This is a genomic window from Thioalkalivibrio sp. ALE19, assembly GCF_000428605.1.
In the GTDB taxonomy this organism is placed as follows: domain Bacteria; phylum Pseudomonadota; class Gammaproteobacteria; order Ectothiorhodospirales; family Ectothiorhodospiraceae; genus Thioalkalivibrio.
This window is the reverse complement of the sequence record NZ_KE386771.1, coordinates 25,513-46,423: the sequence shown is the minus strand read 5'-3', so window position 1 is coordinate 46,423 and position 20,911 is coordinate 25,513. Positions and strand designations below refer to the sequence as shown.

Annotated in this window: 33 protein-coding genes; 30 read left to right on the top strand and 3 right to left on the bottom strand. The window is 60.5% G+C overall.

Annotated elements, in window-relative coordinates:
- Positions 1 to 17 precede the first annotated feature (17 nt).
- Positions 18 to 545 carry a hypothetical protein gene (locus tag F787_RS0115125; RefSeq protein WP_155989665.1) on the top strand — a complete coding sequence of 176 codons (528 nt, stop codon included), beginning with the start codon at positions 18 to 20 and terminating at the stop codon, positions 543 to 545.
- A complete protein-coding gene (locus tag F787_RS16035) occupies positions 538 to 927 on the top strand; it encodes a hypothetical protein (RefSeq protein ID WP_231373474.1) in 390 nt (129 codons plus the stop codon). Before F787_RS0115125 ends, F787_RS16035 begins: the two co-directional genes overlap by 8 nt.
- A 71-nt stretch (positions 928 to 998) precedes the next feature.
- Here the strand turns inward: F787_RS16035 and F787_RS16970 are convergent, their stop codons facing one another.
- On the bottom strand, positions 999 to 1,142 hold the full coding sequence (locus F787_RS16970) for a hypothetical protein (protein ID WP_155989664.1): 144 nt from the start codon (positions 1,140 to 1,142) through the stop codon (positions 999 to 1,001).
- 378 nt (positions 1,143 to 1,520) lie between these two features.
- Here F787_RS16970 and F787_RS0115110 point away from each other — a divergent pair, with 378 nt between their 5' ends.
- From F787_RS0115110 to F787_RS0115075, 8 genes are all read left to right on the top strand, one after another.
- Positions 1,521 to 2,051, top strand: coding sequence for a hypothetical protein (locus tag F787_RS0115110; protein ID WP_028492736.1), 531 nt, complete (start codon positions 1,521 to 1,523; stop codon positions 2,049 to 2,051).
- A 15-nt stretch (positions 2,052 to 2,066) separates the two neighbouring features.
- Positions 2,067 to 2,495, top strand: coding sequence for a hypothetical protein (locus F787_RS0115105; RefSeq protein ID WP_028492735.1), 429 nt, complete (start codon positions 2,067 to 2,069; stop codon positions 2,493 to 2,495).
- Between the two features lie 209 nt (positions 2,496 to 2,704).
- Positions 2,705 to 3,079, top strand: coding sequence for a hypothetical protein (locus F787_RS0115100; RefSeq protein WP_028492734.1), 375 nt, complete (start codon positions 2,705 to 2,707; stop codon positions 3,077 to 3,079).
- A gap of 222 nt (positions 3,080 to 3,301) precedes the next feature.
- Positions 3,302 to 3,976, top strand: coding sequence for a hypothetical protein (locus F787_RS16030; protein WP_051246243.1), 675 nt, complete (start codon positions 3,302 to 3,304; stop codon positions 3,974 to 3,976).
- Positions 3,977 to 4,030: 54 nt separating this feature from the next.
- Positions 4,031 to 4,213 (top strand): hypothetical protein, encoded by a 183-nt coding sequence (locus tag F787_RS0115090; RefSeq protein ID WP_028492733.1) that lies wholly within the window; start codon positions 4,031 to 4,033, stop codon positions 4,211 to 4,213.
- A gap of 30 nt (positions 4,214 to 4,243) precedes the next feature.
- The gene (locus tag F787_RS0115085) at positions 4,244 to 4,948 is read left to right on the top strand and encodes a hypothetical protein (protein ID WP_028492732.1); all 705 of its coding nucleotides are present in this window, start codon (positions 4,244 to 4,246) and stop codon (positions 4,946 to 4,948) included.
- 240 nt (positions 4,949 to 5,188) lie between these two features.
- Complete coding sequence (locus F787_RS0115080; RefSeq protein WP_028492731.1) at positions 5,189 to 5,683, top strand: hypothetical protein; 495 nt, start codon at positions 5,189 to 5,191, stop codon at positions 5,681 to 5,683.
- A gap of 313 nt (positions 5,684 to 5,996) precedes the next feature.
- The gene (locus F787_RS0115075; protein WP_028492730.1) at positions 5,997 to 6,332 is read left to right on the top strand and encodes a hypothetical protein; all 336 of its coding nucleotides are present in this window, start codon (positions 5,997 to 5,999) and stop codon (positions 6,330 to 6,332) included.
- A gap of 62 nt (positions 6,333 to 6,394) precedes the next feature.
- Here F787_RS0115075 and F787_RS0115070 read toward each other — a convergent pair whose 3' ends face one another.
- Positions 6,395 to 7,846 (bottom strand): N-6 DNA methylase, encoded by a 1,452-nt coding sequence (locus F787_RS0115070; protein ID WP_155989663.1) that lies wholly within the window; start codon positions 7,844 to 7,846, stop codon positions 6,395 to 6,397.
- A gap of 146 nt (positions 7,847 to 7,992) precedes the next feature.
- Here F787_RS0115070 and F787_RS0115065 point away from each other — a divergent pair, with 146 nt between their 5' ends.
- From F787_RS0115065 to F787_RS0115045, 4 genes are all read left to right on the top strand, one after another.
- A complete protein-coding gene (locus F787_RS0115065) occupies positions 7,993 to 8,610 on the top strand; it encodes a hypothetical protein (protein ID WP_028492728.1) in 618 nt (205 codons plus the stop codon).
- Positions 8,610 to 9,362, top strand: coding sequence for a helix-turn-helix domain-containing protein (locus F787_RS16245; RefSeq protein WP_051246241.1), 753 nt, complete (start codon positions 8,610 to 8,612; stop codon positions 9,360 to 9,362). Before F787_RS0115065 ends, F787_RS16245 begins: the two co-directional genes overlap by 1 nt.
- A gap of 68 nt (positions 9,363 to 9,430) precedes the next feature.
- Positions 9,431 to 10,063 (top strand): hypothetical protein, encoded by a 633-nt coding sequence (locus F787_RS0115050; RefSeq protein WP_028492727.1) that lies wholly within the window; start codon positions 9,431 to 9,433, stop codon positions 10,061 to 10,063.
- A gap of 158 nt (positions 10,064 to 10,221) precedes the next feature.
- Positions 10,222 to 10,989, top strand: coding sequence for a hypothetical protein (locus F787_RS0115045; protein WP_028492726.1), 768 nt, complete (start codon positions 10,222 to 10,224; stop codon positions 10,987 to 10,989).
- A gap of 75 nt (positions 10,990 to 11,064) precedes the next feature.
- Here F787_RS0115045 and F787_RS0115040 read toward each other — a convergent pair whose 3' ends face one another.
- Entirely contained in the window at positions 11,065 to 11,679 is a 615-nt protein-coding gene (locus tag F787_RS0115040; RefSeq protein ID WP_196801947.1) for a DNA-binding protein, read from the bottom strand.
- A 79-nt stretch (positions 11,680 to 11,758) separates the two neighbouring features.
- Between F787_RS0115040 and F787_RS16015 the strand changes: the two genes are divergently transcribed.
- The 16 genes from F787_RS16015 (at position 11,759) to F787_RS0114965 (ending at position 20,674) form a co-directional block, all read left to right on the top strand.
- Positions 11,759 to 12,010, top strand: a complete 252-nt coding sequence (locus F787_RS16015; RefSeq protein ID WP_196801946.1) for a hypothetical protein — start codon at positions 11,759 to 11,761, stop codon at positions 12,008 to 12,010.
- Between the two features lie 29 nt (positions 12,011 to 12,039).
- Positions 12,040 to 12,225, top strand: coding sequence for a hypothetical protein (locus F787_RS0115030; protein WP_028492724.1), 186 nt, complete (start codon positions 12,040 to 12,042; stop codon positions 12,223 to 12,225).
- Between the two features lie 76 nt (positions 12,226 to 12,301).
- The gene (locus tag F787_RS0115025; RefSeq protein ID WP_155989662.1) at positions 12,302 to 12,718 is read left to right on the top strand and encodes a hypothetical protein; all 417 of its coding nucleotides are present in this window, start codon (positions 12,302 to 12,304) and stop codon (positions 12,716 to 12,718) included.
- A gap of 137 nt (positions 12,719 to 12,855) precedes the next feature.
- Positions 12,856 to 13,173, top strand: a complete 318-nt coding sequence (locus F787_RS0115020) for a hypothetical protein (RefSeq protein WP_028492722.1) — start codon at positions 12,856 to 12,858, stop codon at positions 13,171 to 13,173.
- A gap of 88 nt (positions 13,174 to 13,261) precedes the next feature.
- Complete coding sequence (locus F787_RS0115015) at positions 13,262 to 13,555, top strand: hypothetical protein (RefSeq protein ID WP_231373473.1); 294 nt, start codon at positions 13,262 to 13,264, stop codon at positions 13,553 to 13,555.
- 43 nt (positions 13,556 to 13,598) lie between these two features.
- Complete coding sequence (locus tag F787_RS0115010; protein ID WP_028492720.1) at positions 13,599 to 14,096, top strand: hypothetical protein; 498 nt, start codon at positions 13,599 to 13,601, stop codon at positions 14,094 to 14,096.
- 115 nt (positions 14,097 to 14,211) lie between these two features.
- Complete coding sequence (locus F787_RS16010; RefSeq protein WP_155989661.1) at positions 14,212 to 15,000, top strand: LexA family transcriptional regulator; 789 nt, start codon at positions 14,212 to 14,214, stop codon at positions 14,998 to 15,000.
- Positions 15,001 to 15,192: 192 nt separating this feature from the next.
- Positions 15,193 to 15,516 carry a hypothetical protein gene (locus F787_RS16965; protein ID WP_028492719.1) on the top strand — a complete coding sequence of 108 codons (324 nt, stop codon included), beginning with the start codon at positions 15,193 to 15,195 and terminating at the stop codon, positions 15,514 to 15,516.
- Between the two features lie 104 nt (positions 15,517 to 15,620).
- A complete protein-coding gene (locus F787_RS0114995; RefSeq protein WP_028492718.1) occupies positions 15,621 to 15,971 on the top strand; it encodes a hypothetical protein in 351 nt (116 codons plus the stop codon).
- Positions 15,972 to 16,328: 357 nt separating this feature from the next.
- Entirely contained in the window at positions 16,329 to 16,649 is a 321-nt protein-coding gene (locus tag F787_RS0114990; RefSeq protein WP_028492717.1) for a hypothetical protein, read from the top strand.
- A 299-nt stretch (positions 16,650 to 16,948) separates the two neighbouring features.
- On the top strand, positions 16,949 to 17,389 hold the full coding sequence (locus F787_RS16005; protein ID WP_155989660.1) for a hypothetical protein: 441 nt from the start codon (positions 16,949 to 16,951) through the stop codon (positions 17,387 to 17,389).
- Positions 17,382 to 17,648, top strand: a complete 267-nt coding sequence (locus F787_RS0114980; protein WP_155989659.1) for a hypothetical protein — start codon at positions 17,382 to 17,384, stop codon at positions 17,646 to 17,648. Before F787_RS16005 ends, F787_RS0114980 begins: the two co-directional genes overlap by 8 nt.
- Before the next feature lie 240 nt (positions 17,649 to 17,888).
- Positions 17,889 to 18,746 (top strand): glycine-rich domain-containing protein, encoded by an 858-nt coding sequence (locus F787_RS16960; protein ID WP_155989658.1) that lies wholly within the window; start codon positions 17,889 to 17,891, stop codon positions 18,744 to 18,746.
- Between the two features lie 158 nt (positions 18,747 to 18,904).
- Positions 18,905 to 19,378: a hypothetical protein gene (locus tag F787_RS16955; protein WP_155989657.1), complete on the top strand. Its 474-nt coding sequence runs from the start codon at positions 18,905 to 18,907 to the stop codon at positions 19,376 to 19,378.
- Positions 19,378 to 20,295, top strand: coding sequence for a hypothetical protein (locus F787_RS17280; protein ID WP_051246237.1), 918 nt, complete (start codon positions 19,378 to 19,380; stop codon positions 20,293 to 20,295). Before F787_RS16955 ends, F787_RS17280 begins: the two co-directional genes overlap by 1 nt.
- Positions 20,288 to 20,674, top strand: a complete 387-nt coding sequence (locus F787_RS0114965; RefSeq protein WP_028492715.1) for a hypothetical protein — start codon at positions 20,288 to 20,290, stop codon at positions 20,672 to 20,674. Before F787_RS17280 ends, F787_RS0114965 begins: the two co-directional genes overlap by 8 nt.
- Positions 20,675 to 20,911: the final 237 nt, after the last annotated feature.

Below are 20,911 nucleotides of genomic sequence, written 5' to 3'. Positions count from 1 at the left end.
GAAACATGGGGAGCGAGATGGGAAAAGAAGACGAGGTTATTGAAGAAGGCGAGGTCATCAGCCACGAGGAAGCCGTGAGGCGGGCCACCCAGTCCATGCCACCCCCTTCGCTCAACCCATCGGGGAGCGTGATCGTGGACGATGCGCTTATCGAGCGAGAGAAGAAGCATGCGAAAGACATGGCCGAGCTCGATCGAAAAAAGCACGCGAGGAATCAGGTCGAACTCGAACGTGAGCATCTACGCACGGAGAACGCGCGGCTCCAGGCCCTTGTGGAGCAAGCGTTCCGGGAAGGGCACCGCAAGGGGCGCGTCGACGGAAGCGGGTTCGAAGAGAACAACAGCTGGATCAAGAGTGAGTCCCGCGCCCGGCTGAATTCCGAAGGCGACGCCGGAGTGGAGAAGGCCCTGGAAGTCGTCGGATGGGTTGTGGACGGGGAGGGCGTCCAGTTCCGGGATGGCCTGCGGTATTGCGACCTCGAGGATGGACAGCCGGTGTACGCATTCATGCAGCCCCGCCAACCGACGAAGTCCTCGAATGGCTGAATCCGGTTACATAGTGCTCGCCTTTCGCTATCCGGTCCTGCCGTCGGCCTACCCTGCCTGGGAATCGAGCCCCTATGCGCGGCTCGAAACCATCAAGCAGCGGGCTCGGAGTCACTACCTCGCTCACAGTGCGCGGTACCACTACGAGATCCAGTCCGTCGAGGTCGGCAAGGAAGACGGGGTTGTGCGGGTGCTGTCCCGAAGGCCCCTGCTGCAAGCCACGCCCCGGCCGGGCACGCGCCGGATCCGCTGGGTGTCCTGCGAGAACCAGGGCACACAGGGAACGCCCGCGGCCCTGAGCCGGGGCGGCGCCGGCCACCGGCAATGCGGAAACCGGGGCCAGGCAGCCATGGAAAGACGTCAGGAGTCCGGAAAAGCATGATCGATCGCATCCTTCGAAAGTTCGGATACACCCGGACTTCGACGATTACCGAACAGCTGGATTTTGGCCCGTCAATCCGGAAGCGCCTCGATGAACACCGCGAGGACGTGGAAGCCCTGGCCCGCCGAACCGACTATCTCCAGCAATACCCCGAAGTGATCCATCACGCAGCGATCCAGGACGACTTCCTCCTGCGGGTGTATCACCTGGTTCACGGGGCCTGGCCCGGCGAGGAAGGTCATCCAAACACGGTCCATTCCGTTCGGCCGCGCCCGGAGATTCTGCCGCCTTGCGCCTTGCCCGAGTACCCCGCAAACCGAAACCGGCCGTGGCCTGGTGTCGATCAGGCTCCCCGAGATTAGCCCCTCCCCCCATGAGCAACCGCGGCCCTTCCCGGACGCCCGCGTCCGCCGAAGAAATCGACACCGCGGAATCTCACGGTAGCCTGAAACCGAAACGCGAAGAAACCATGAGCGAAGTACACGACCCGAAGCTCTATGCTCACGAGCTCGAATATTCCGGGGGCACGAGGCGCCCCTTCCGGACTGCGTCATGGAGCGTTTGCTGCACGAACCGGACAAAGGAGACATTCAGTGCCACAAAACGAGCATTACCGCGAACTCGTTCGATACCTGAAGGAAACCGCCCGCGCGCTGCGCACCGAGGTCTGGGACTGGCCCCAGGACTTCCATGCCAATGGGCGCCGGTATGTGATCGACGGCGAGGTGGACATCGGTAACCCCGCACACGACCTCCCGGATACGGTGCGATCGGATGCCGAAGCCTATGCCGAAGAGATCCGCATGCGGTTCGAGAATGCAGCGAAAGAACTGGACAAGGCCCTCGCCCGCCTCGAAAGCGAGCACCGCTATACCGCCTGGTGGGTGGAGCACTACCTCCAGCATGCCCGGACCGAGGAGGCACGCACCGGAGACGCCGTCCTGGTCGATCCGCTGATCGAGCACGTGCGCGCCCTCGCCGCTCGCGGTGCAACCCGCGATGGGCAGCCGATTGCCGCAAAGGAGTTGGATCTGGCGCAGGCGGTTCAGTTGCTCATCGACGGACAGGCCCGGGATGGGGATTTTTGGTTGCAGCGACGCGAAAGCGAAGACGAGTCACAGTAAAAAAAGGACCGAGGGATGGTTGAGGGAATCTGGATTGCGATCGCCGATATGGCGTGGTGGCAGGTATCGCTTTTGATCGTGTTTATCGTTCTTGCGGGGGTGACTGTTGCCGGACTGATGGAAGGGGGAAAGGATGGAAGGAATATCGTATTTCCCAATTCCATGATGGCCGCGGCCATTCTTATTTTCCTGGTGGGGATGTCCTCGGAGATTTCGGAGGAGCGATACGATGAAATCGAAGAGGCCTATCAGGAGCACCCCGAGATGCGGGATAAAATCGATCAGGCGCAGGAAACGTCCAAAGGCGACGATGCCGTAAGAATCACGTACATCGAGTACAGGCGACTTTCGAGTGCTCTGGAGAAGCTCCGGGACGAACAGGCCCGTGAAGAGTTTGCCGCGGAACTGAAATTGCCCGCTGACAACGGGGAGGCGGGTCGGTGAGTTTCGACTGCTTGAGCCTCCCCGCGTCTAACGCCGGGGCGTTCTTGCTACGTCATCGCTTTCGGGGTGATTTCGTGTACCGGGTTCGGGGGGTGATATTCTCCAACGAGAAAGAAACGTAAGACTGGCTCGACCACGAGGTCGAGCTGAAGCGACAACAGCCCGAGGCTGGAACACCTGACCGAGAGAATAAAAGAGGATCATGAAAAATGAGTACCGAAGAACGAGGCGCCCACCAGAAACATATCGGAGATGATTGGGTTCGCTTGGACAGAGTTCAGATAGTTTTGTTCGTCATTGGTTTGGTCGTAGGGTTTATCGTCTGGCCGCCCGTGTTGTCCTCAATCCTGAACCTCGATGAGATCAGCATCGAGCGATATGAAAAGGTCACCCAGATGGTCGAGGACCAACCGGATTTACGCGACACGGTCGCTCGTTTAATGGAGGAAGGTTGTGGCCTCCGCGACAACGAGCCATGCCTGAGCTTGTCGGACCTTCGGGAGATTGAAAGCCGCTACGCGAACCTGACCGGGGAAAGGCCCAGTGATCGTCCGGCGCGGGACCTGGGTGTGTCCATCGAATAACCCCGCCGGCCCGGCACTCCTCACCCTTCACCAGTCACCCAAACCGACCAGGAGGTACGCCATGAAACGGCCGAACAACGATGGCTGAGCCCGCCAGCGGGCGATGACAAGGGGCGCGCTGCGCCCCTTTTCTGTGTTGGGAGGGAAAATCGACAGGCCATTGGATTCGGGTAGCATCGAGTGAAGACCACGAACCCGGCTCGAAACCGGAAGGAACGATCAATGAAAGACTGGGAAATGGAATACGGGGTCATCCGAATCCCGAAGCGCGAGTGGCCCGCCCTGAAGCGGGCGGTCGTGGAAGAACATCGTGCCTTTCGTGAACGGGCATTGACCCTGTCGAAGAAGATCCACGCGGAGCTGAAGACCTTTCGCAACGCGGACGAGCTACCCGGGCGGAGAAGCTTTCCTGAGCACATCGAGCACGAGGTCATGGACCAGGTCGGCGCGGGGCTGGAGCGAGCCGTTCAGCTGGCGGCCATGCTTCTGCTGGACTGGAGGGATACCTGGACAATGCCCGGGGCGCCGACCCGGAAGCGACTGGAGGAAGTCCCGATGACGCGCGACCAGCGGATCAACGAAACGTTGATTCGGATGGATCTGGGCTGGGGCGCCCGACTCGAACTGAACGGCCGCCAGCCTGAAGTGATCTGGGAGATCCCTGAAGGCGAGGATCTGATCAAGGATGTTCACGCGCATCCGGTAGCGGCCGGACTATTCCTGGCACTGGATGCGGTTCGGTGGACCGGAGATACCGGGGGTCTGATCAAGGGGAACGACAAGGCGCACAGTAACGCGGGGTTCGAGGATTACGGCAAGTGGTACTGGGGGACGGACCCGGAGTGCCGACACCTTTTCGGGTCGCCCCGGGAAAATCGACAGCCGACCGTTTTCTGATAGCTTGAAATCGAACCCACGGACCCGGCTCGAAGCCGGAAGGAGAAAGCACCCATGATGATCGTGACCACCGCGAAAGGCGCTCAGGAACTTCTCTCCGAGGTGAGCTACGACCAGTTCATCCGGGAGCACGATCTGGATCCGGAACAGCAACCCGACGAAGAAGTCGCGATCGACCGTCTCGACCTGGCGCGCTACAACGCGCGCGAAGGTGGGGATACATGTGAATCCAGCTGACCTGAACACGACAATCAAGAGGTGTGAAGTATGGGGCATTGGGAACAGGAGAGCGGCACGATCAAACTCCCGAAAACCGAGTTTACGAAGGTCCGCCGAGCCGTGGTTCAGGCGCATAACGAATACGTCGATCGCATGCTGCGATTGGCCCAGTCGATCCATACGCGTATGGGAGAAAAACCAACCCCTCAGATCCCGGAGGACTTTCGTACGCCGGGTTGGACGGGCTACGAACGGCTGGTGATCTATATGGCAATGAAGGTTCTTGGGTCGGACCACGTTGAAGAGGCCGGCAAAATCAAGAGCTTGATGGGCTGGTACACCGATGCTAAGGGTCTTCCGAACCCGAATCGCAAGCCGCGCAAGCCGACGCGCAAAGCGTTGGACAACGATCCTCGAATGGCCCCGATCGGCCTGCGTGAAGCCAACCCGCGCATCCATCTGGCGGAAGATGCTTCGATCGAATTCGACGCCGAGCAACGAACCGTCACCTGGGATGTACGGCAGGGGAGGCACGTGATTGAAAAAGCGCGCCGTCACCCGGTGGGGAAGGCTCTGTTCGATGCGCTGAAACGGGTGAAGTGGACCCGCGAGAGTGGCGGGGAAATCCTTTATCAGGACGAATACGGCAACGAAGCGGACGCAGCACCCCAGGTAAGGAAGATTTTCGGGAAGCATGCTGAATCTATGGAGGGTCAGTTGCGGCAGTTCGGCGGGAGGATCTACGGGTTCTGAACCCCGAAACAGGGGTCTCACCCTGAACCGACCGACCCGAATTCCGGGTGGCGCGGCTGGCGGATCCCTTCCGCCAGCCTTTCCTGTGTCCGCCCTCGCCGCTCGATGTGCAACCCTCGATGGGATTTTGGAGTGCAGCGTTCCGTCTGAGTCGAGCGGAAAAATCGACAGGCGCCCGTTTTCTGATAGCTTGAAATCGAACCCACGGACCCGGCTCGAAGCCGGAAGGAGAAAACACCCATGTCCACGAATACGTACTATCGAAAGACGTTCACCGTCACCTTCTATGCGAAGGGTGCAGACGAACTCCAGAAACCGCTGAATCATCTGGTGGAAGACGCGGAAACGGGCGATGTGGTGGCGGACACGCAGGATACCCCCTCTGAAGAGCTGTCGCCGCTGGAAGCCGCATACGGGCTGCTGGCGGCCGGTTCCGAGCCCGATTTCTTCGAGGAGCTGCCGGACCCCGGGGAATTCGAAAGCGATCCCGAGATTCGGCAGATGGTTGAAGCGGCTGCGCGAGTGGAAGGCATCAACGACCCGGCCTTCGATGATGCGCTGGAGAAGCTGCAGATCAACATCGGTGTGACATCCGGTGATGTCGCGGCCCCGTTCTTCTCGGACGTGGAAGAACGCTGGCCGCAGATGGACGAAAGGGATCGCACCCAGCGGGTTTGGGCGTACATCGAGACGGAAAAGGCGGAAGCCAAAATGCAGGCCGAGTCCGAGGACTAAGCGCCCTGCCCTCGCCTGTCTCTCCGGTCGAGAGGCAGGCATTGCCGATGCTTCACCGCCTACCCATCCATCCAGGGAGAACAACATGATCCGGGTGAACTCGTGGAGTTCGGCGAGGACGGCACGGCCTACCCCCACGGGATCGGTGGTACCAGTTTTATTCCGAACGCCGTCACACCATGGGAGTCCTCCGGGTACTGGGCGGAATAGGATCCCGGGGCTCCAAGACGCGATCGGAGACTCGCCAGGCGCTCACTCCAAAGAAGTCCGAACCTGAATCCACGCATCCGGCGCGAAGCCGGAAGGAGGAACCATGAAAAACGCGAACCCCCTTTCCTTCCATCTGAACGGCCGTTGCTTTGTCGAGGGGCAAGGCGCCCTGGCCGATGAACCGGAAGCCTTCGGTTTCTTCCGCCGAACCCCCGGCGGCCATCTGTTGCTGTTCCAACGCAACGGCCGCCGCATTGGCGGGATCCGCTGTGATGGGTTGCTCTACCGATCGGGGCTCATCGAAATCGAGGGGAAGAATCAGTGGTGGCACCAGCCGGCCTCACCGGAGGAACTGGGCGGCATCCACGATTACGACTACGGGAGGATGAGGGAAGAAGTCGGCTCCGCCCTGGAGATCGCGTACAGCCTAAACGGGTAGCGAACACCTCGGCTTTAATCCGATGAGCTGTATGGCAGCCTGGACAAACAACCGTCGGGGCGCTAGAGGACGTATTCCGGGCAAGGAGGCCCGGGAGCCCACCAGTCCCCAACGCGTTCTTCCTGACCCAAGCGAACGAGGATATCCCGTTTGGGGTAAGGACCATGGGCACGAGGATTCATCCGGTCGACCCCATTGGGTATGCTGCGCACGCCATGATCGCCGAATGACTTCATGCGCTCATCAAAACACTCGTCGGGCTCCAGGAAAGACCTGGAGTGATTGTGGGACAGTTCGACTTTCTGGGCTCCGACACAAGCCTCCTCCGTACGATCCTCATATTCTTCGTACCTTCGAAAGATCAAAAGAACCAGATCATCAGGGTAGACAAACTCGCCGCTGGTACCCCATTCAGGAAAGAGCTCCCGGGGAAGTTTTAAGACTTCAAGGAGTTGAGCCAGGTCGCCGATGACGGACTGGCCTTCTCGAATTGACTGTGAGCTTTTTAGGACAACCTGCTGTGGCAGAACAATGCCGAGGTGCCCGCCGGGTTTGAGCAGTTTCAGGGATTGCTCAAGAAAGAAAAAGCTGAAAGCGATCAAAGGATTGTCTTCCGCCAGGGAGGTTCGTGCCATCTCAAGATGCTCATTGTTCTGATACCTCCAGGAACGCTGGAAGTAGAAGGAGGTCAGGGTATCGCCCGTGGGGGAAGTCAGGACAACGTCGTACTGGGAAGGAAGACGCAGGCGTTCCCGTGGATTATCTTCTGGATCGGCGGGTAACTGAAGGGTATTCGCCCAAGTGCATCGAAAATCGACTTCCGGGGTGAAACCCAGATGCAGGTTGGCCAGCATCATTTGCGCGCTGCTGACATCCCAGCCATAGACCGTCGGGATTTCCCCTTTGGGGAGCCGATGCTGAAGATGGCGAGCGACAGCGGAGAGAATCGTGCCGGATCCGCATGCAGGATCAACCACGGAATCACCCACCCGAACACCAACCAAATGGGTCATCAGGTCCGCCAGGACCGGCCATGTGTAGTGGTGAATAAGGGAGTGCTTTGTGTGGAAGAGAAAATCCAGGAAGACGTAATCCCGAGTTTTCAGGGGAATATGGCGAAGGGAAGTATCACGGAGGATGTAACCCATAGCCTCCAGCGCCATATCGGAGAGAAGGAAGCGACCTTCCGGCCACAACTCCTGAACCCAGTCACTGGAATGAGACAGGATCTCGTTGAAATGCGCACGGCAAGAATCCGGGTCATTCATGATGGCGTCGACTTGACCAGGAAAAACCTCGGAGTCGTCAAGCGACTCCGGGATGAGGTCGATGGGGCCCGGATGACCCGGAACGGATAGGGTTTGCTCGAGAGAACACCGAAGAAAGGCGTACTTCAGAAATTCTTCCATGGGTTCGGTATAGCATCGGTCAATATGGCGCATCGCTTCGTGAGCTGAGTACCATCCGCTGGAAACACGAGCACCGGAACTATCTGAAAAACGGCGGTAGAGCACTACCAAACCTCCATGTAGGGTCGTTTCCGCGAATCGTAGCACGCCATAAAAAGCCGCGAAGAAAAATCGACAGACCACCGCTTTCTGATAGCGTGGAATCCGAATCCACGAAACCGTCTCGAAGCCGAAATGCGATCGAGGAATTGATGGAAACCCTGCCGACGTACTTCAACCACTGGACTGTCAACGGAGATGCGATCCCCGATCGAGGGATCCGCATGGTCCAGCGCAATGCCCGGGGCGGAAACCGCATGGTGGTCACGATGCGGGAGACGACCGCCAGCCAGAACCGGGAAGGGATGACCCGCGAGGAGCAGTTGCGCGACGCGATGCTGTTTATTCGGGCTGAGGATTTTCACGCGACGCTGGCGGCCCTGCTGGAGCAGTATATCCACGAGCAACACCAGCCGTCGCACGCCCGGGCCCGGGCCATCCTTCGCGCGGCGAACGGTGAAGAAACCCTCGTGGTGGTCGCACCCGAAGGTGGCGGTTATGTGGTTGGCGATGACGGTCAGCAACTGAAGCGTGTCACTCCATCCGGCAGCCGGGTAGAGGTCGCCTTCGCACCGGGGCGTGACAACGCCGGCCACGCAGTCGCACCGTCGGAGGTGCGGCGCACCGTCACCCTGTTCGCGCAGGCGGCCCGCATGGGCGACATACTCCGCGTTCTTCTGGAACAGCACGCAGCGCACGCGGATACGCCCCTGCACCGCCACGCACGGGCGCTGCTGCAGCCGAATTTCGAGGCGATGGCGGTGGCGTGATGGTCGAAACGGACAGCGAGCTTGAAGCCTTTGCACAGCGCCTCAACGCGGCCTGTGACGCCATCGGAATTCCGCCCAAGGGCAAAGGCCGACAGAACGCGGTCGCTCAACTGTTTCAGGTGACCCAGAAAGGCGCCCGCAAATGGCTGGAAGGAGAGGCGTTCCCGAAGCACGCCCGGCTCCTGGAGATCGCGGAGAAGCTGGGTGTGAACTTCGAATGGCTGGCCAGCGGAACCGGAAAGCGGATGCCATCCCGGGAAATCCTGTCCCGAGAGAACGGAGAACCGGAAGCACCCGGCGAAATCCTGGCATACGCCTATGGGGACCGGTTCACCCCGATGAACGACAACGTCCCTGCCGCCAGCTTTACGCCGATCTTCTGGTCGCCACTCATGGAGATCGGAGATCGGATCGGGGTTGGGACCTACCTGGTCGATGCCTGGCAGCGCAGGCGACTGCTGGCGCTCGCATTGAGCCCCGAAGACCTGGACCGCATCACGGGCGGGAACGCCGCGCGGGTCCGGGGTGAACTGATCGGCGTTTTTCGGTCACCCTACCCTTTCCCGCTCCCGCCCCGGGTCACCCTGGGCTATTCGGTGATGACCAAGGAAAAGACCTACGAGGAAGCCGCCGCCGCGGCGCTGCGGCGCACCGCGGCGTTGTGTCGGCCGGAAGGACCGGAAATCATCTGGTTGCCCTGGGGTGCAGAGACGGCGGAGGCCAGAGGATGCCCGGGGATTGACCCGGAGTGAGGCGGCACCCGGTTCCGGCAAAACCATGCAGCGGATGACTCCGTTGCTCGATACGAGGAGGCATCCCGATGGATGTGCAGACCATCCGGCGGCGGAATCTGGAATACCTGGTGTCCGAGGCCGGCAGCCAGAAGGCCCTGGCGCTACGCCTGGAGTGGACCGCGAACTATATCTCGCAGATCCTGACCGGTCACCGGAATCTGGGCGACAAATCCGCCCGATGGATCGAACGGAGTCTGGGAATGGAGCACGGTGCGATGGACGGCGTCCTGGAAGGCGCTTCTGCTCCTGCATCCGAGCCATCCCCGGATGAAAACGATCGCGCAGCATTGGCGTCCGTGCCGGTACCGGTGCTGACCCTGGAAGAATTGAGCCGCCCCGCCCTCGTGAGCGTCGCCCTGGAATGGCGCTCCGGACCCAGCCGCGGATTCATCGAGGTGGGTGAGACAATCCAGGCACAGCACGGCCAGCCCATCTGTGGGGTCAGCCTGGACGATCGCTCCCTCTGGAGCATTGCGGTGATCGTTAAGCCCGGTCATCTGCGTGCCGGCGATGTCGTCCTGAAACGGCCAAAGGAATCGGGCGCCCGGCCCGAGTTCTCCCGGTACAGAGAAAACGAGGAAACCCGTGGAATCTTCGGCAAGGTGGTGGAACTCGTGACCCGGGACCAGGATGCCCTGGCATCCCTGTGCCCGAAATAGCCAGGATCTCTCCGCTCGCTCCTTCTATCTGCCCTCTCATAATCCGCACCCACCGGAAAAATCGACAGACGATCGCGCTTTGCTAGGCTGAAAGCCGTGGACGACATCCACAGCCGAGACCCGGCGGCGACTCCGGGGTAAAGACGAGGGCAAAAACGATGAACACACTGATGACGATCGATACGTTCGAAAGGCTCGTGGAAGATGGCGAATGGAAACGTGAGCAGGATGTTGATGTGGTCGAAGAGATCCAGCAGCCCCGCGAGGAATGGGACGAGGACGGCGATCCCTGCCAGGTGCATGTCCCGCATGTTTTCGGTGTCGCCGAACTGCGCTCCGAATGCGAGGGGGTTCGGATCACCTACACCGAGGGGTTCAACTACGACCGATACCAGCCAGAAACCCTGAATACCGGGACCGAAGGCCAGAACGATGTCTGGTTCGTGGAGGGTGCAACGGTCGTGGACGAGGACGGCGAGCCCATGTCCGCCCATGAGCTGGCGGACTATCTGGATGAACGCTTCAGCCGGATTGACTACAGCGAGCTTCAGATCGAGGAAATCCAGGAGATCGACACCGACGAGGACAGCACGATGGAAACCATTACCCTGCGCATCGACAACCAGCCGGACATCCGCTTCACGGGGGAACGCATCGCCCATGCGGCCAGCACCGATAACAACGCCCATGGCACCAGCTACAGCGGGCAGACGGGGCGCTGGACCGAGCTGTCCCTGTACCGGACCCGTGGCGGCAAGTTCGTGTGCCATCAGATCGGTCGCACCCGCTGGCAGGGCGAGCAGGATCGATTCAGCGGAAAGGTCTGCGAGACCGAGGACGAGGTCATCGGGTTCTTCGGGCACCGCTGGCTCGCGAAGGAACTGTACGAAGATGCCGGCATGGAGGATGTGGTCGAGGTGGACTGACCACTTGCCCCGGAGTATCTGAATCGGTTCCTGCCCTCACCCCATCCGAACACTCGGATGGGGATGGGCTTTCGATCACTCTGAAGTCGACTCCAGACGATCCCGCAGTTCCTCCACCAATTCCGCGCGCGCTTCAGCCAGGATCGCCCGTTTCTCCGCTTCCTCCAGCGCCCGGTTCAGGCGCGCAACTTCCGCTTCGAGTGCCTGGATACGCTCGGCGTCCACCGACCGGAAGTGATGTTCGGGATGCTGCTCCAGCCACGTTCCAAGGAGACGCTGAATCGTGGTGTACGAGCCTTTGCCGATCCACTCACGAATCCCCCGCAGGGTTAGCCGTTCCCCGCTGGATGTCAGGGCGTCCGCGGCCCGGTGGACATCGGCCTCGGTCAGCCCTCGACGGGGACGCGCGCGAGCCGGTGCCGGAGAGGGTGAAGCATCCGCCTCGGCCGATGGAGCCGGTTCTTCGGGAACCGGGGCATCCGACGGGGTGATGACCTCCGGGGCGCCCTCCCCCTCCGCAGGATCGGGGATGATGGCGTCCTCATCCTCCGTCTCATCCCCGCTGAACAGGTTGAGCCAGGGCTGGATCTCGGTGGTGTCCAGATGCTTGCGGGAGCGGATGAGCGCACGTATATCAGCCGCTTGTCCAATGTAAATGACCGAGAGACCGCCGAATAGAAATTGACGCAAAGCCACCCCCTGATACATTGATTTCGAATCCAGAAAACGCAGCCGGATATCGGTTGCGGCCACGCAAAGAGGAACGATGATGACCGAAGAAAAGCATTTCGAAAGCATCTGCGAAACCGAAGAGTTCGACCCGCTCATGTTCGAGGAATACGTTTCGACGCACGGTTTTGGCGATGTCACCGAAGAGGGTATGCGCCGGGGTCGTGAGATGGTTGAAAACGGCACCCCCTACTCCACTGCTGCTCACGAGATCGTAATTCGTGGGATGACGGAGGATTTCGAAGAAGATGAAGGATGGCCGGAAGTGAAATCGTTGCAGGATGCCGACTAATCCAGACTGTACCCTAAAGGAGGTCAGACATGCCGAAAATCCGGACAAAGCTGAGCATCGGGTTCCCCGGCGCCACCCGTGAGGAAATCATCGAACTCGACCAGGACGAGTGGGACGAGTGCGAAACCGAACAAGAGCGGGAAGAACTGATCGACGCGGCCGCTCAGGAGTGGGCCAACAACTTCATCGACATCGAAGCCGAGGTGATCGAGTAATAGCCGATTCAATCGGTCTCAGGAGAACATCATGAGCCAGGGTTAAAGAGAGGAAGAAGGCGAAGGGGAAAGAATGATGAACGCAAAAACCGAAGAAAGCACCCACCTTTACCTCATCTTCCTTATGTATCAGGAAGAAGGAATGAAAACGGCAAACGCGATCTATTATGCGGAGAGCGTTGATGAAGCGGAAGCCATGCTGCTGGCGGAGAAGGGTGAGGATACGCATGTGTTCTATGGGCAGACCATCCCGCACGAACTTCAGCACCTGAACAGGGAAGAGCTGGCATGGATGATCCAGATGCAATGTTTTGGTGGGGTCGAAACAGGAGACCGGGTGTTGTGGGATAGCGTGGTCCCGGAGAAGCGAGGAATGTATGTAGTCGAGGACGTGGACGGACGGGATGCGGTAATCCGCCCGGAGTCGGGCGCGTCCAAAGACAACGAGACGGCGGACCTGTCGGATCTGTTCCTGCTGTCGGGTCAGCATTAAGCCCTGTTCAAGCGAGCATCCATTCCGGGCATCCGGCGCACCGATCGGCCGACCGAGAAATCGACAACGGACATTGGTTTGCTAAGGTGGAATCTCGATCAACGGAAACCGGCCCGAAGCCGGGAAGGAGCACAGCCATGAAGAAAAGCCGTTATACCGAAGAACTGGAAACCCTGCTGGAGATGGTCGACGAAGCCATCGAAGCCGGCCGGATCGATGAACCCGAACTGCCGGAGGACGCCAACGACGCTCGGAGTCTGAAGGCGCAGATCGAGCAGTGCCGGGAGGCCATGGATGAACTCGATGATCCGATGGACGGCACGTTCATCGTTATCACCGGAAACCCGGTGGACGGGCTTGTTCACATCGGTCCCTTTGGCAACGGCGAAGAAGCCAACGACTACGCCGATAATCTCGACGACGAATGGTGGGTGGCGAAAATCGAGGAGCCGTGACAGGGCACGCGATGATGGCGACCTCGTGGGGGCTTGGCCCCCTTCGAGGGGCCACTGCCAGCCGTAAATCCGAATCTGAGGCCACATCATGCAGAACAGCATGCGAAAAGCCAGCTTCTCGGCTCTGATCGGAGAGTTGCGCAAGCATTACGAACAGGCCCCCGCGCCCTGGGACGACGATTGCCCCTGCCAGCGGGGCCGGAAGATGCGGGCCGGCGTGCCCTGCCCGGACTGCCTTGTCGACGAACTGGAGCGCCGCGGTGCTCCGCGGGACGCGGCGATGGCGGCCTGCGAGGACCTGGCCGAAATTCGGGACCGGGAAAGCCGGTTGGGAGAAAAGATCAAGGGGCTTCAAGAAGTCGTCTCCGATCCACGGCGATAGGCATACGGTTCCGACGAAACCACCAGAACCAGAAGGGAAGAACATGAGCGACACCCGTTACCCTTATACGTACGCCGCGGACAACCTGCGCGAGCAGGCCCATCCGAGAGAGCGTTTTTCGCGATCCGATGCCTCGCGCGCAATCCAGGCGCTGGAGAATCGGCTGAAACTCGACGCCGGAGAGCTCGCGAAAAAGCTGGCGGACTACCGGCGCGGCCGGAACGGCAACACGAACACCCTCGCCGCCCCCGGCGGTACCGCATGGCCGCCGAACGATTCCGTGCGGGCGGCGATTCGCAACCAGAATCCCAACCTGATGAGCGAAAGCATCGACGCCATGACGGCCGCCGTCTGCGAGGCACTGACCATCGAGGCGACTGAAGAAGGCCCCAAGCCGGTGAGCGCAATTCCTGATCTCCCGCAATCGGTGATCGCCGCCGACTACGGCTGGCTACAGATCGCGCAGGGCGAAGTCGCTCCCGAGGATCGGGGTTGGGTCCTGCGGGCAATCGCCCGGCACATGCTGGGGGAGCAGCCGTGAGCCTCCCGCATCTCCTGCTGATCCATCGGCGAGCGCAGACCCCGGGTTTTAACCATGGGGTGAGCGAGCCACGGAGCAGTTCGACCTGAAGCGGTTGAAGGACAACCACGCCTCGATGAACCCGGACACGCCCGAACGCCCGCTGGCGGACGCATGCCGGGCGGTGGATCGGGCGTTGTTTCGGGCATCGAAGGGGGGGAATATGAAAACCTACGCGCAAAGGTTGCGCCATGCGATGGAACAAGCCGGGGTGACACAGATCGAGCTGGCGCAGAAGGTCGGGATCTCCCAGCAATCGGTCCATAAACTCGCCAGCAATGGAAAAGGTTCAAGACACACGCATTCCATTGCGCGCGCGCTGGGGATCTCCACGGACTGGCTCGAACGCGGCGAAGGCGGCATGTTCAATCCGGATGGAACTCCCTCGTTCAGTCAAGGCGCTCACCAGGAAGGCCGATTCGTTCCCGTCCTGGACAGCAACCGAATCCAGACGAGTGGCGGCCATTTATCGGCGATTGAACAGGCAACAGCCTCGGATCGGTGGGAATGGGTTGGACCGGAACTGGAAAAGAACCTGGGGAGGCAGGCGTTTGCATGGACCGTCGAGGACCGTCGGATGGAGCCGGTGTTTGAACGTGGTGATGTGCTGGTGATCGACCCAAGCCGCACCCCTGAGCCCGGCTCCATCATCCTGGCACGCATTGATGTCTCGGCCGATCACCTTCTGGGGCGAATGCGTGATCGCGGACGGGGTAAGGATGGAAGCGTAATACTGGAGATGCATCCAGAGAACCCCGACTACCCCTATTTCCGGATCTACCCCGAGTTCGAGAACAACCGTGAACTTGATGGTGGCTACGTGATCGGCTGTGTGGTCCAGCAGAGAAAACGATTGGGTGTTTGAGGAAACCATGACCGAGTTTCACCAGGACATCCAGACCGCCAGCCATAACCGTGCCACTGGGGCTGGCATAGAGACCATCGACCGGTTCCAGTCCCGGCGGCCCGCCCCGAAAAATCGACACAAGCCCCTTTTTCGATAACCTGGAACCGACTCAACCAGCGGACGCCGGCCCGCAGCCGGCGAGGAGGAAACATGGCACAGACCCGATTCGTGTACTTCACCAGCTGCGTCGACGACGATGCGGAAGCTATCGAAGCGATGGTGGATGCGTCGGTGGAGGTGGCCGCCAGCACGTTCCGTCGCCGCTGCGACTGGAGAGAGGCCACGGAACTGCTCGGCTACGACCAGTGCCCGCCGGGATTGCGGCTGGATACCGATGATGCGGTTCGATTCCACAAGAGCCGGTTCCGGGGATACCCCTGTTACTACATCGTTCATAGTTCGATCGAATACATCTTCGTGCATCCGGAGCACCGCCAGGCGCTGATGATGGATGAAAAAGAGCCGGTTTCCTGACTTCCGCGAGCGGTCCCCACGCAAGAAATCGACAGAAAGGCTTCATCCGCTACGATGGAAGCTCCATCAAACGTAACCGGCACCAAGCCGGGCAAGGAGGAATAATGCAGTACGAACTCGAAGTGATGCCGGTCTGGGATTCCGAGTTGGGGATGCCCGAAAAGGTGACCGTCGACATCGATGCCGATCTGGCGGAGAGGATTCGTCAGGTGTCGAAAACGGTCGAATCGATGGGGTTGAGCACCGCTAGGTTCCCTCTTCCTTCGGCGCATTGGGAAACGGAAGCCGAAAACGACATGCAGTTCTGTCGCCCCCGGGGCAGCTATTGTGCCGTTCACGAAGGCGGATATTTCTGCTTCGGCGGCTACATGAAAGAAACCGGTCGCTCATTCGAGACCGAAGACATCGATGTGGCTTCCATGCTCCGGGAGATGCGGAAGGAAGAGGCTCAGTAGGCGTACACCTCACGGGTGGGAGGTACCAGCCTCCCGTAAATCCGCTGAGTGGCTAACCGAGACCTCCGACGGGAGGCCTCGGGGGCTCACTCGAGAGTGACCCCGGCACCGAACAGCTTTCGGCAACCGGAAACGCCCCGCGGCATTAAAATCACCCTCGCCCTGCCCCGCTCACCAGTCAGACGATCCCTTCTCGCACCCCCCCGTTTCGACGGAACACGGAGCCTGGATAGGTGGCCCGCCAGACGAGCATCGATCCGCCGCCCGCAAAAAATCGACAGACGATCCGGTATTGGTAGCTTGGACTTGTCACCAACGAGAGACGGCGCCGGCCCGTAGCCGGGAGGAGAAGGAAAAATGGAACAGGTCAGCAAGACGCACGCGCTGGAATCCGTACGCGCGATTCGGCACGGCGAAGATGTCGAGTGGCATACCGCGAAGGCGTGCCAGTACATCGAGAGCACGCCCGCCCCCGGGGAGATGGAGACCGCCATGGTCAGCGCCCTCATCCCGTGGTGGAGCCTGGCCGCGGACATCGACGACGCCGACGAGTGGAAACGGGTTGCCCGGGCTGCGGGGACGATGATGCAGACGCTCGGAATTCTAGGGTACTACCGCGAGGCCCGGAATATCGAAACGCTCAAGGCCGTTGCGCTGGAACGAGGGCATTCGTCGTGAGTGAGCTTGAAAATCTGCCGGAAACTCTCCCCCGCGAGATCGCGGAACCCCTGTGTCGCCTGGAAGGCTCGTGCAGCAAGACGGGCCCGTGCAATGGAACATGCACAGCCAATCCGGCCGTGCAGCGAGCCTGGCGGGAACTCCGTGCAAGGCTAAAGGCATACACACCGGGCGATACCCAAGGACGTGGCCCGGGGTGGTGACCGAGAAAGGATAGAAAAAATCGACAGTGCAATCGATTTTGGTACGCTGAGAATCGATTTCAAAAATCATCGTTCCAGGGAAAAAGGAGCCACCCCATGAGCAAAAATGAATCGAAGACAATGAGCCATGAACCCCCGGAGCGGATGTTCGAGGACCCCAACATGATTCCCGACGAAGACTGGCCGCAGGAAGCCAACGACCCGCTGGAAAAGAGCCGGCATTCCGCGGAGGACTATCTGCGGATGGCGGCCGAAGAAATGCGGGATCGCGCCGCCAGCCGGGACAATCCCGAGGGTGAACGCAGTATGGGTCGGTGCGTGAACGCGATGAACGCCCTGTACGGCGACATGATCCGGCGGCGCATCGAAGCCGGCCTGGATCCGCTCAGTGAAACGCTGGGATGGGAATTCGCATCCCTTCTCAAGAAGGCGCGCAAGGGTGCGGGCAAGTACCGGGAAGACGATTACGTGGACGATGTCTCGTACGTCGCCCTGTCGGCGGAGAGTGCAGCACAGGAGAACCAGAACGATGGGTGACTACCACAACCGAATTATGAATCTGCAGGTCGGCGAAGACATGCCGGAGGAAAACCCGGGTCGCGGGGTGTACAAGAACGGCCACCGCGATGCCCGCCATGCGGCGGCCGAAATCGCGGCTGAAGCCGAGGTGGAGATCGCCGATTTGCGGGAGGCGCTGCTGGATATGCTGGAGAGCCACAAGACCACCAATATGTCGAACGGGGCGATTCAGCGCGCGGAAGAACGCGCTCGCACCGCCCTCTCCATGCGCAGCTGAGTCGAGAACAACCATGCGTCCAACCGAAATCACCCTCGGCGCCTGGTACGTGGTCAGGCACCCGCCTCGCAGTCGTTTCTTCCGCTCAGGAGAGCGCGTGCGCGTCAGAGAGGATCGTGGCGACGGTTTTCCGATGGTCGTCAGTCGAAGCGGTCGTTGCGGTCATCTCAGCGCGTGGAGGCTGGCGGATCCGTCCGTGGCGGTTACGGGCGACCATGAAGGCTGATTGCTTTCCACCCCTTGAAATACTGGAAACAAGCTGCCGACAGTGATGCCGACTTTCGCATTATCCTCCCCGGCACAAGTGGTTCTATTCAGGAAGGTGCTGATGAGTCGCCCTTCATGGAGGGCGGAACGACCTATGAGGTCGATGGGGAATACCGTGTTCATGTCTTCGACTCGACAGGGTCCGACACCCTCAATGTCCGTGATCCCGGAACCGCTGAATACCTCGTTGTTGCCGGAGGCGGTGGTGGTGCCTGGAATGGTGGCGGCGGCGGTGGTGGTGCCGTTCTGTCGGGGGCCAAGGAATTCAAGGAAGGACAGACAGAGATCCATGTAGGGCGGGGAGGTAGCGGTCACTCCGGTAGCACAGGTTCTGGCTCGTCCGGAGAAGACTCCTTCCTCGGAGGCGTTGTTGCAATCGGAGGCGGTTACGGCGCATACGACGAACCCGGCGGCGATGGTGGTAATGGTGGCGGCTCCGGGAATACCTCTGAAGATCCCGGCGGGGAGGGTCTGCAGGGCAACCCCGGTGGTGCCAATGCCGGTGGTTCTGACGGAGGCGGCGGGGGTGCCGGTGAGCCTGGAGAAGATGGCTGGATCGATGAAAATGGGGACCCCGTGGCCGGTGACGGCGGTGACGGTGTTGAGTCCACTATTTCCGGCGAATCCCGGTATTACGGAGGTGGCGGTGGAGCCCGCGCCGGACAAGCGGGAACCAACGACAAGCAAGATAGTGACGGTGGCCTCGGCGGCGGCGATATGGGTCAGGATGGCACACCAGAAACCGGTGGCGGCGGTGGTGGTGGAACCTCCGGCGGTGGAGGTGGTGATGGGGGCTCCGGAATCGTTATTATCCGATACTCTATCGAGTAATTAAAACTATCTAACCCCGGGCCACCGATGGATCCGCCGGCGTGGACCTGCGGGCGCACCATCGGCGCTGATTGCGTATGGAGAAGCCAACGCGGGTTCCCTCGCTGCGAGCGGGATCCCGGGGCAGTTTATCCGCCTGGAAAATCGGGAAGTGTGTGATGAATGAAATGACAAAAAAACAGGTACTGGAAGAGTTCGACAATCTGATGGCGGCATCCGAAACACGAAATGGATACCAGGCCAAGGAGCTACGCGAAAGGCGTGAAAGAGTTCGCCGCTACATTGAGCAGTGCAAACCGGTGCCTCTCCCGGAAAGCTTGTCGCGCGAGCAAGCCGAGCCCCTTTGCCGTCTCGAGGGTTCGTGTGAAAGCGGCGCCGACGAGTGCCACGGGGACTGTGAGTGCAGCCCGAAGGTTCAAGGTGCCTGGCGTGAACTGCGAGAAATGATCATCGATTCCGCGCCGGGGCCGAACGCGCAGCCCGTACCGGGTCTTCCCGCATGGGCAATAAACAATGGATACGGGTGGCCGCAAATTGCGTCCGGCGAATGCGCCCACATCGCCGCGCCGTTACTGGCAGACATCGGGAAAAAAGTTCTCGCTGCCGCGGCGAAGACGGAAGGAGGTGCGTGATGGAGGACATCGTGAAACGTCTGACCGACCTCGCGGACCTGAACCAGGCCCACTCTGTTGGCGCTATGTCGAACGGTCTGGAAGAAGCCGCGGACGAGATCGAGCGGCTGCGCGCGGAGAACGAACGGCTGCGGCAATCCCATCCGGTGCCGGAGACTCAGACGGCGCTGGAAAGCTGGCGCACCTTGGCCGAAGAAGTATTCAGCACGCTCCAGAGAGCGATTCCGCCGGCAGACGAGTCATTCGAGGCAGCCGGACGGGCGGCCTACGAACAGCTTCAGAACGCACTGGAGAATAACGAGCCCCCGGGGTGTCAGCCATCGGCTGAGGCGTTTCAATACGTCGATGTGACGGCGCCAGGCGGGTGTAAGGGATACATCAACTTGTTCTGGCGAGACCAGGTGATCGCACTGGTTCCCCCGCCCGTGGCGGATGAAATCAAGGAGGCCATCGACGCCCGGCCGGAGCCGGAAACGCGTCACACGGACGATCTTGCCGTGGACCGCTTCGCACGCGCCATGAAGCGCAAGCTCGCCAAGGCCCGCGAGAAAGGCCGTGGCGGCTGGGACGACCCGGACCAGTGCTCGGGCGAAATGCTCGCGCGAATGCTGGTGGAGCATCTGTACAAGGGGAACCCGGGCAACCTCGAAGATATCGCGAACTTCGCGATGATGATGCATCAACGAGGAGAAGATCCCGAACAGCTGGCGGAGGCAGTACGAACGCTCCCAAGTGGGTGGCAGATGATGCCACCGAAGCCGGACGACAACATGCTGGCGGCATTCGTGGATGCGGTCGTCGGTGGCTGGGAAAACGCGCCTGACGCGCAAAAGGACATGGTGAGGCAGAAACTGCGCGAGGCTTACCAGGGTATGCGTAACGCGGCGCCACGGCCACAGGTGAGCAGCGATGAGTGAGATCAAGATGGGCGTCCTGAGAATGCCCGACGAGCTTTTCTGGTCGGACGAGCCCATGATCCGCCAGCAGCACAACCAGGTCCGGTACGAGGCCGCTGACGAGATCGAGTGGCTGCGCGCGGAGAACGCCCGCCTGCACGCCCGGGTGCAGGAGATGGACCGCCAGCTGGGCCAGAAAAAGTGCCAGTACGACCGATGCCCGGTGCTGATCGCCGAGCGATCCCTGATGGATCGACTTTACGAATCGCTTCGCCTGGTCCGAACGGATGCCCGTTGTGATGCAAACCGAGGGCGCGTAAAGGAGCTGTTCGATCGCGACATGGAAAACGCGCAAGCGGCACTCGACGAATACGATCGTCGAGCCAAACGGAAAAGGTGAGGCGACGAAGCGCACGAGTACCCGGTTGGGCGATCACACCCAAGCCGTACCGGGGCGCGCACTTTTGACGCACCTCCCTCCCCTCAACCGCCAGCCAGTGGCGGTCGGTATCTCGGTTGATCCAGAAAATCGACAGACGGCTCCTTTTTGCTACCTTGGGATCTCTTCAACGGATCGGCCCGAAGCCGAAAGGAGCATGAGTCATGTCGAAAGCGCCCATCACGATCCATACCGAGC

Bases quoted from the DNA above. Each gene is read 5' to 3' on its own strand.
- F787_RS0115125 (WP_155989665.1), top strand. From the start codon at position 18: ATGGGAAAAGAAGACGAGGTTATTGAAGAAGGCGAGGTCATCAGCCAC.
- F787_RS16035 (WP_231373474.1), top strand. From the start codon at position 538: ATGGCTGAATCCGGTTACATAGTGCTCGCCTTTCGCTATCCGGTCCTG.
- F787_RS0115105 (WP_028492735.1), top strand. From the start codon at position 2,067: ATGGTTGAGGGAATCTGGATTGCGATCGCCGATATGGCGTGGTGGCAG.
- F787_RS0115100 (WP_028492734.1), top strand. From the start codon at position 2,705: ATGAGTACCGAAGAACGAGGCGCCCACCAGAAACATATCGGAGATGAT.
- F787_RS16030 (WP_051246243.1), top strand. From the start codon at position 3,302: ATGAAAGACTGGGAAATGGAATACGGGGTCATCCGAATCCCGAAGCGC.
- F787_RS0115090 (WP_028492733.1), top strand. From the start codon at position 4,031: ATGATGATCGTGACCACCGCGAAAGGCGCTCAGGAACTTCTCTCCGAG.
- F787_RS0115085 (WP_028492732.1), top strand. From the start codon at position 4,244: ATGGGGCATTGGGAACAGGAGAGCGGCACGATCAAACTCCCGAAAACC.
- F787_RS0115080 (WP_028492731.1), top strand. From the start codon at position 5,189: ATGTCCACGAATACGTACTATCGAAAGACGTTCACCGTCACCTTCTAT.
- F787_RS0115075 (WP_028492730.1), top strand. From the start codon at position 5,997: ATGAAAAACGCGAACCCCCTTTCCTTCCATCTGAACGGCCGTTGCTTT.
- F787_RS0115065 (WP_028492728.1), top strand. From the start codon at position 7,993: ATGGAAACCCTGCCGACGTACTTCAACCACTGGACTGTCAACGGAGAT.
- F787_RS16245 (WP_051246241.1), top strand. From the start codon at position 8,610: ATGGTCGAAACGGACAGCGAGCTTGAAGCCTTTGCACAGCGCCTCAAC.
- F787_RS0115050 (WP_028492727.1), top strand. From the start codon at position 9,431: ATGGATGTGCAGACCATCCGGCGGCGGAATCTGGAATACCTGGTGTCC.
- F787_RS0115045 (WP_028492726.1), top strand. From the start codon at position 10,222: ATGAACACACTGATGACGATCGATACGTTCGAAAGGCTCGTGGAAGAT.
- F787_RS16015 (WP_196801946.1), top strand. From the start codon at position 11,759: ATGACCGAAGAAAAGCATTTCGAAAGCATCTGCGAAACCGAAGAGTTC.
- F787_RS0115030 (WP_028492724.1), top strand. From the start codon at position 12,040: ATGCCGAAAATCCGGACAAAGCTGAGCATCGGGTTCCCCGGCGCCACC.
- F787_RS0115025 (WP_155989662.1), top strand. From the start codon at position 12,302: ATGAACGCAAAAACCGAAGAAAGCACCCACCTTTACCTCATCTTCCTT.
- F787_RS0115020 (WP_028492722.1), top strand. From the start codon at position 12,856: ATGAAGAAAAGCCGTTATACCGAAGAACTGGAAACCCTGCTGGAGATG.
- F787_RS0115015 (WP_231373473.1), top strand. From the start codon at position 13,262: ATGCAGAACAGCATGCGAAAAGCCAGCTTCTCGGCTCTGATCGGAGAG.
- F787_RS0115010 (WP_028492720.1), top strand. From the start codon at position 13,599: ATGAGCGACACCCGTTACCCTTATACGTACGCCGCGGACAACCTGCGC.
- F787_RS16010 (WP_155989661.1), top strand. From the start codon at position 14,212: ATGAACCCGGACACGCCCGAACGCCCGCTGGCGGACGCATGCCGGGCG.
- F787_RS16965 (WP_028492719.1), top strand. From the start codon at position 15,193: ATGGCACAGACCCGATTCGTGTACTTCACCAGCTGCGTCGACGACGAT.
- F787_RS0114995 (WP_028492718.1), top strand. From the start codon at position 15,621: ATGCAGTACGAACTCGAAGTGATGCCGGTCTGGGATTCCGAGTTGGGG.
- F787_RS0114990 (WP_028492717.1), top strand. From the start codon at position 16,329: ATGGAACAGGTCAGCAAGACGCACGCGCTGGAATCCGTACGCGCGATT.
- F787_RS16005 (WP_155989660.1), top strand. From the start codon at position 16,949: ATGAGCAAAAATGAATCGAAGACAATGAGCCATGAACCCCCGGAGCGG.
- F787_RS0114980 (WP_155989659.1), top strand. From the start codon at position 17,382: ATGGGTGACTACCACAACCGAATTATGAATCTGCAGGTCGGCGAAGAC.
- F787_RS16955 (WP_155989657.1), top strand. From the start codon at position 18,905: ATGAATGAAATGACAAAAAAACAGGTACTGGAAGAGTTCGACAATCTG.
- F787_RS17280 (WP_051246237.1), top strand. From the start codon at position 19,378: ATGGAGGACATCGTGAAACGTCTGACCGACCTCGCGGACCTGAACCAG.
- F787_RS0114965 (WP_028492715.1), top strand. From the start codon at position 20,288: ATGAGTGAGATCAAGATGGGCGTCCTGAGAATGCCCGACGAGCTTTTC.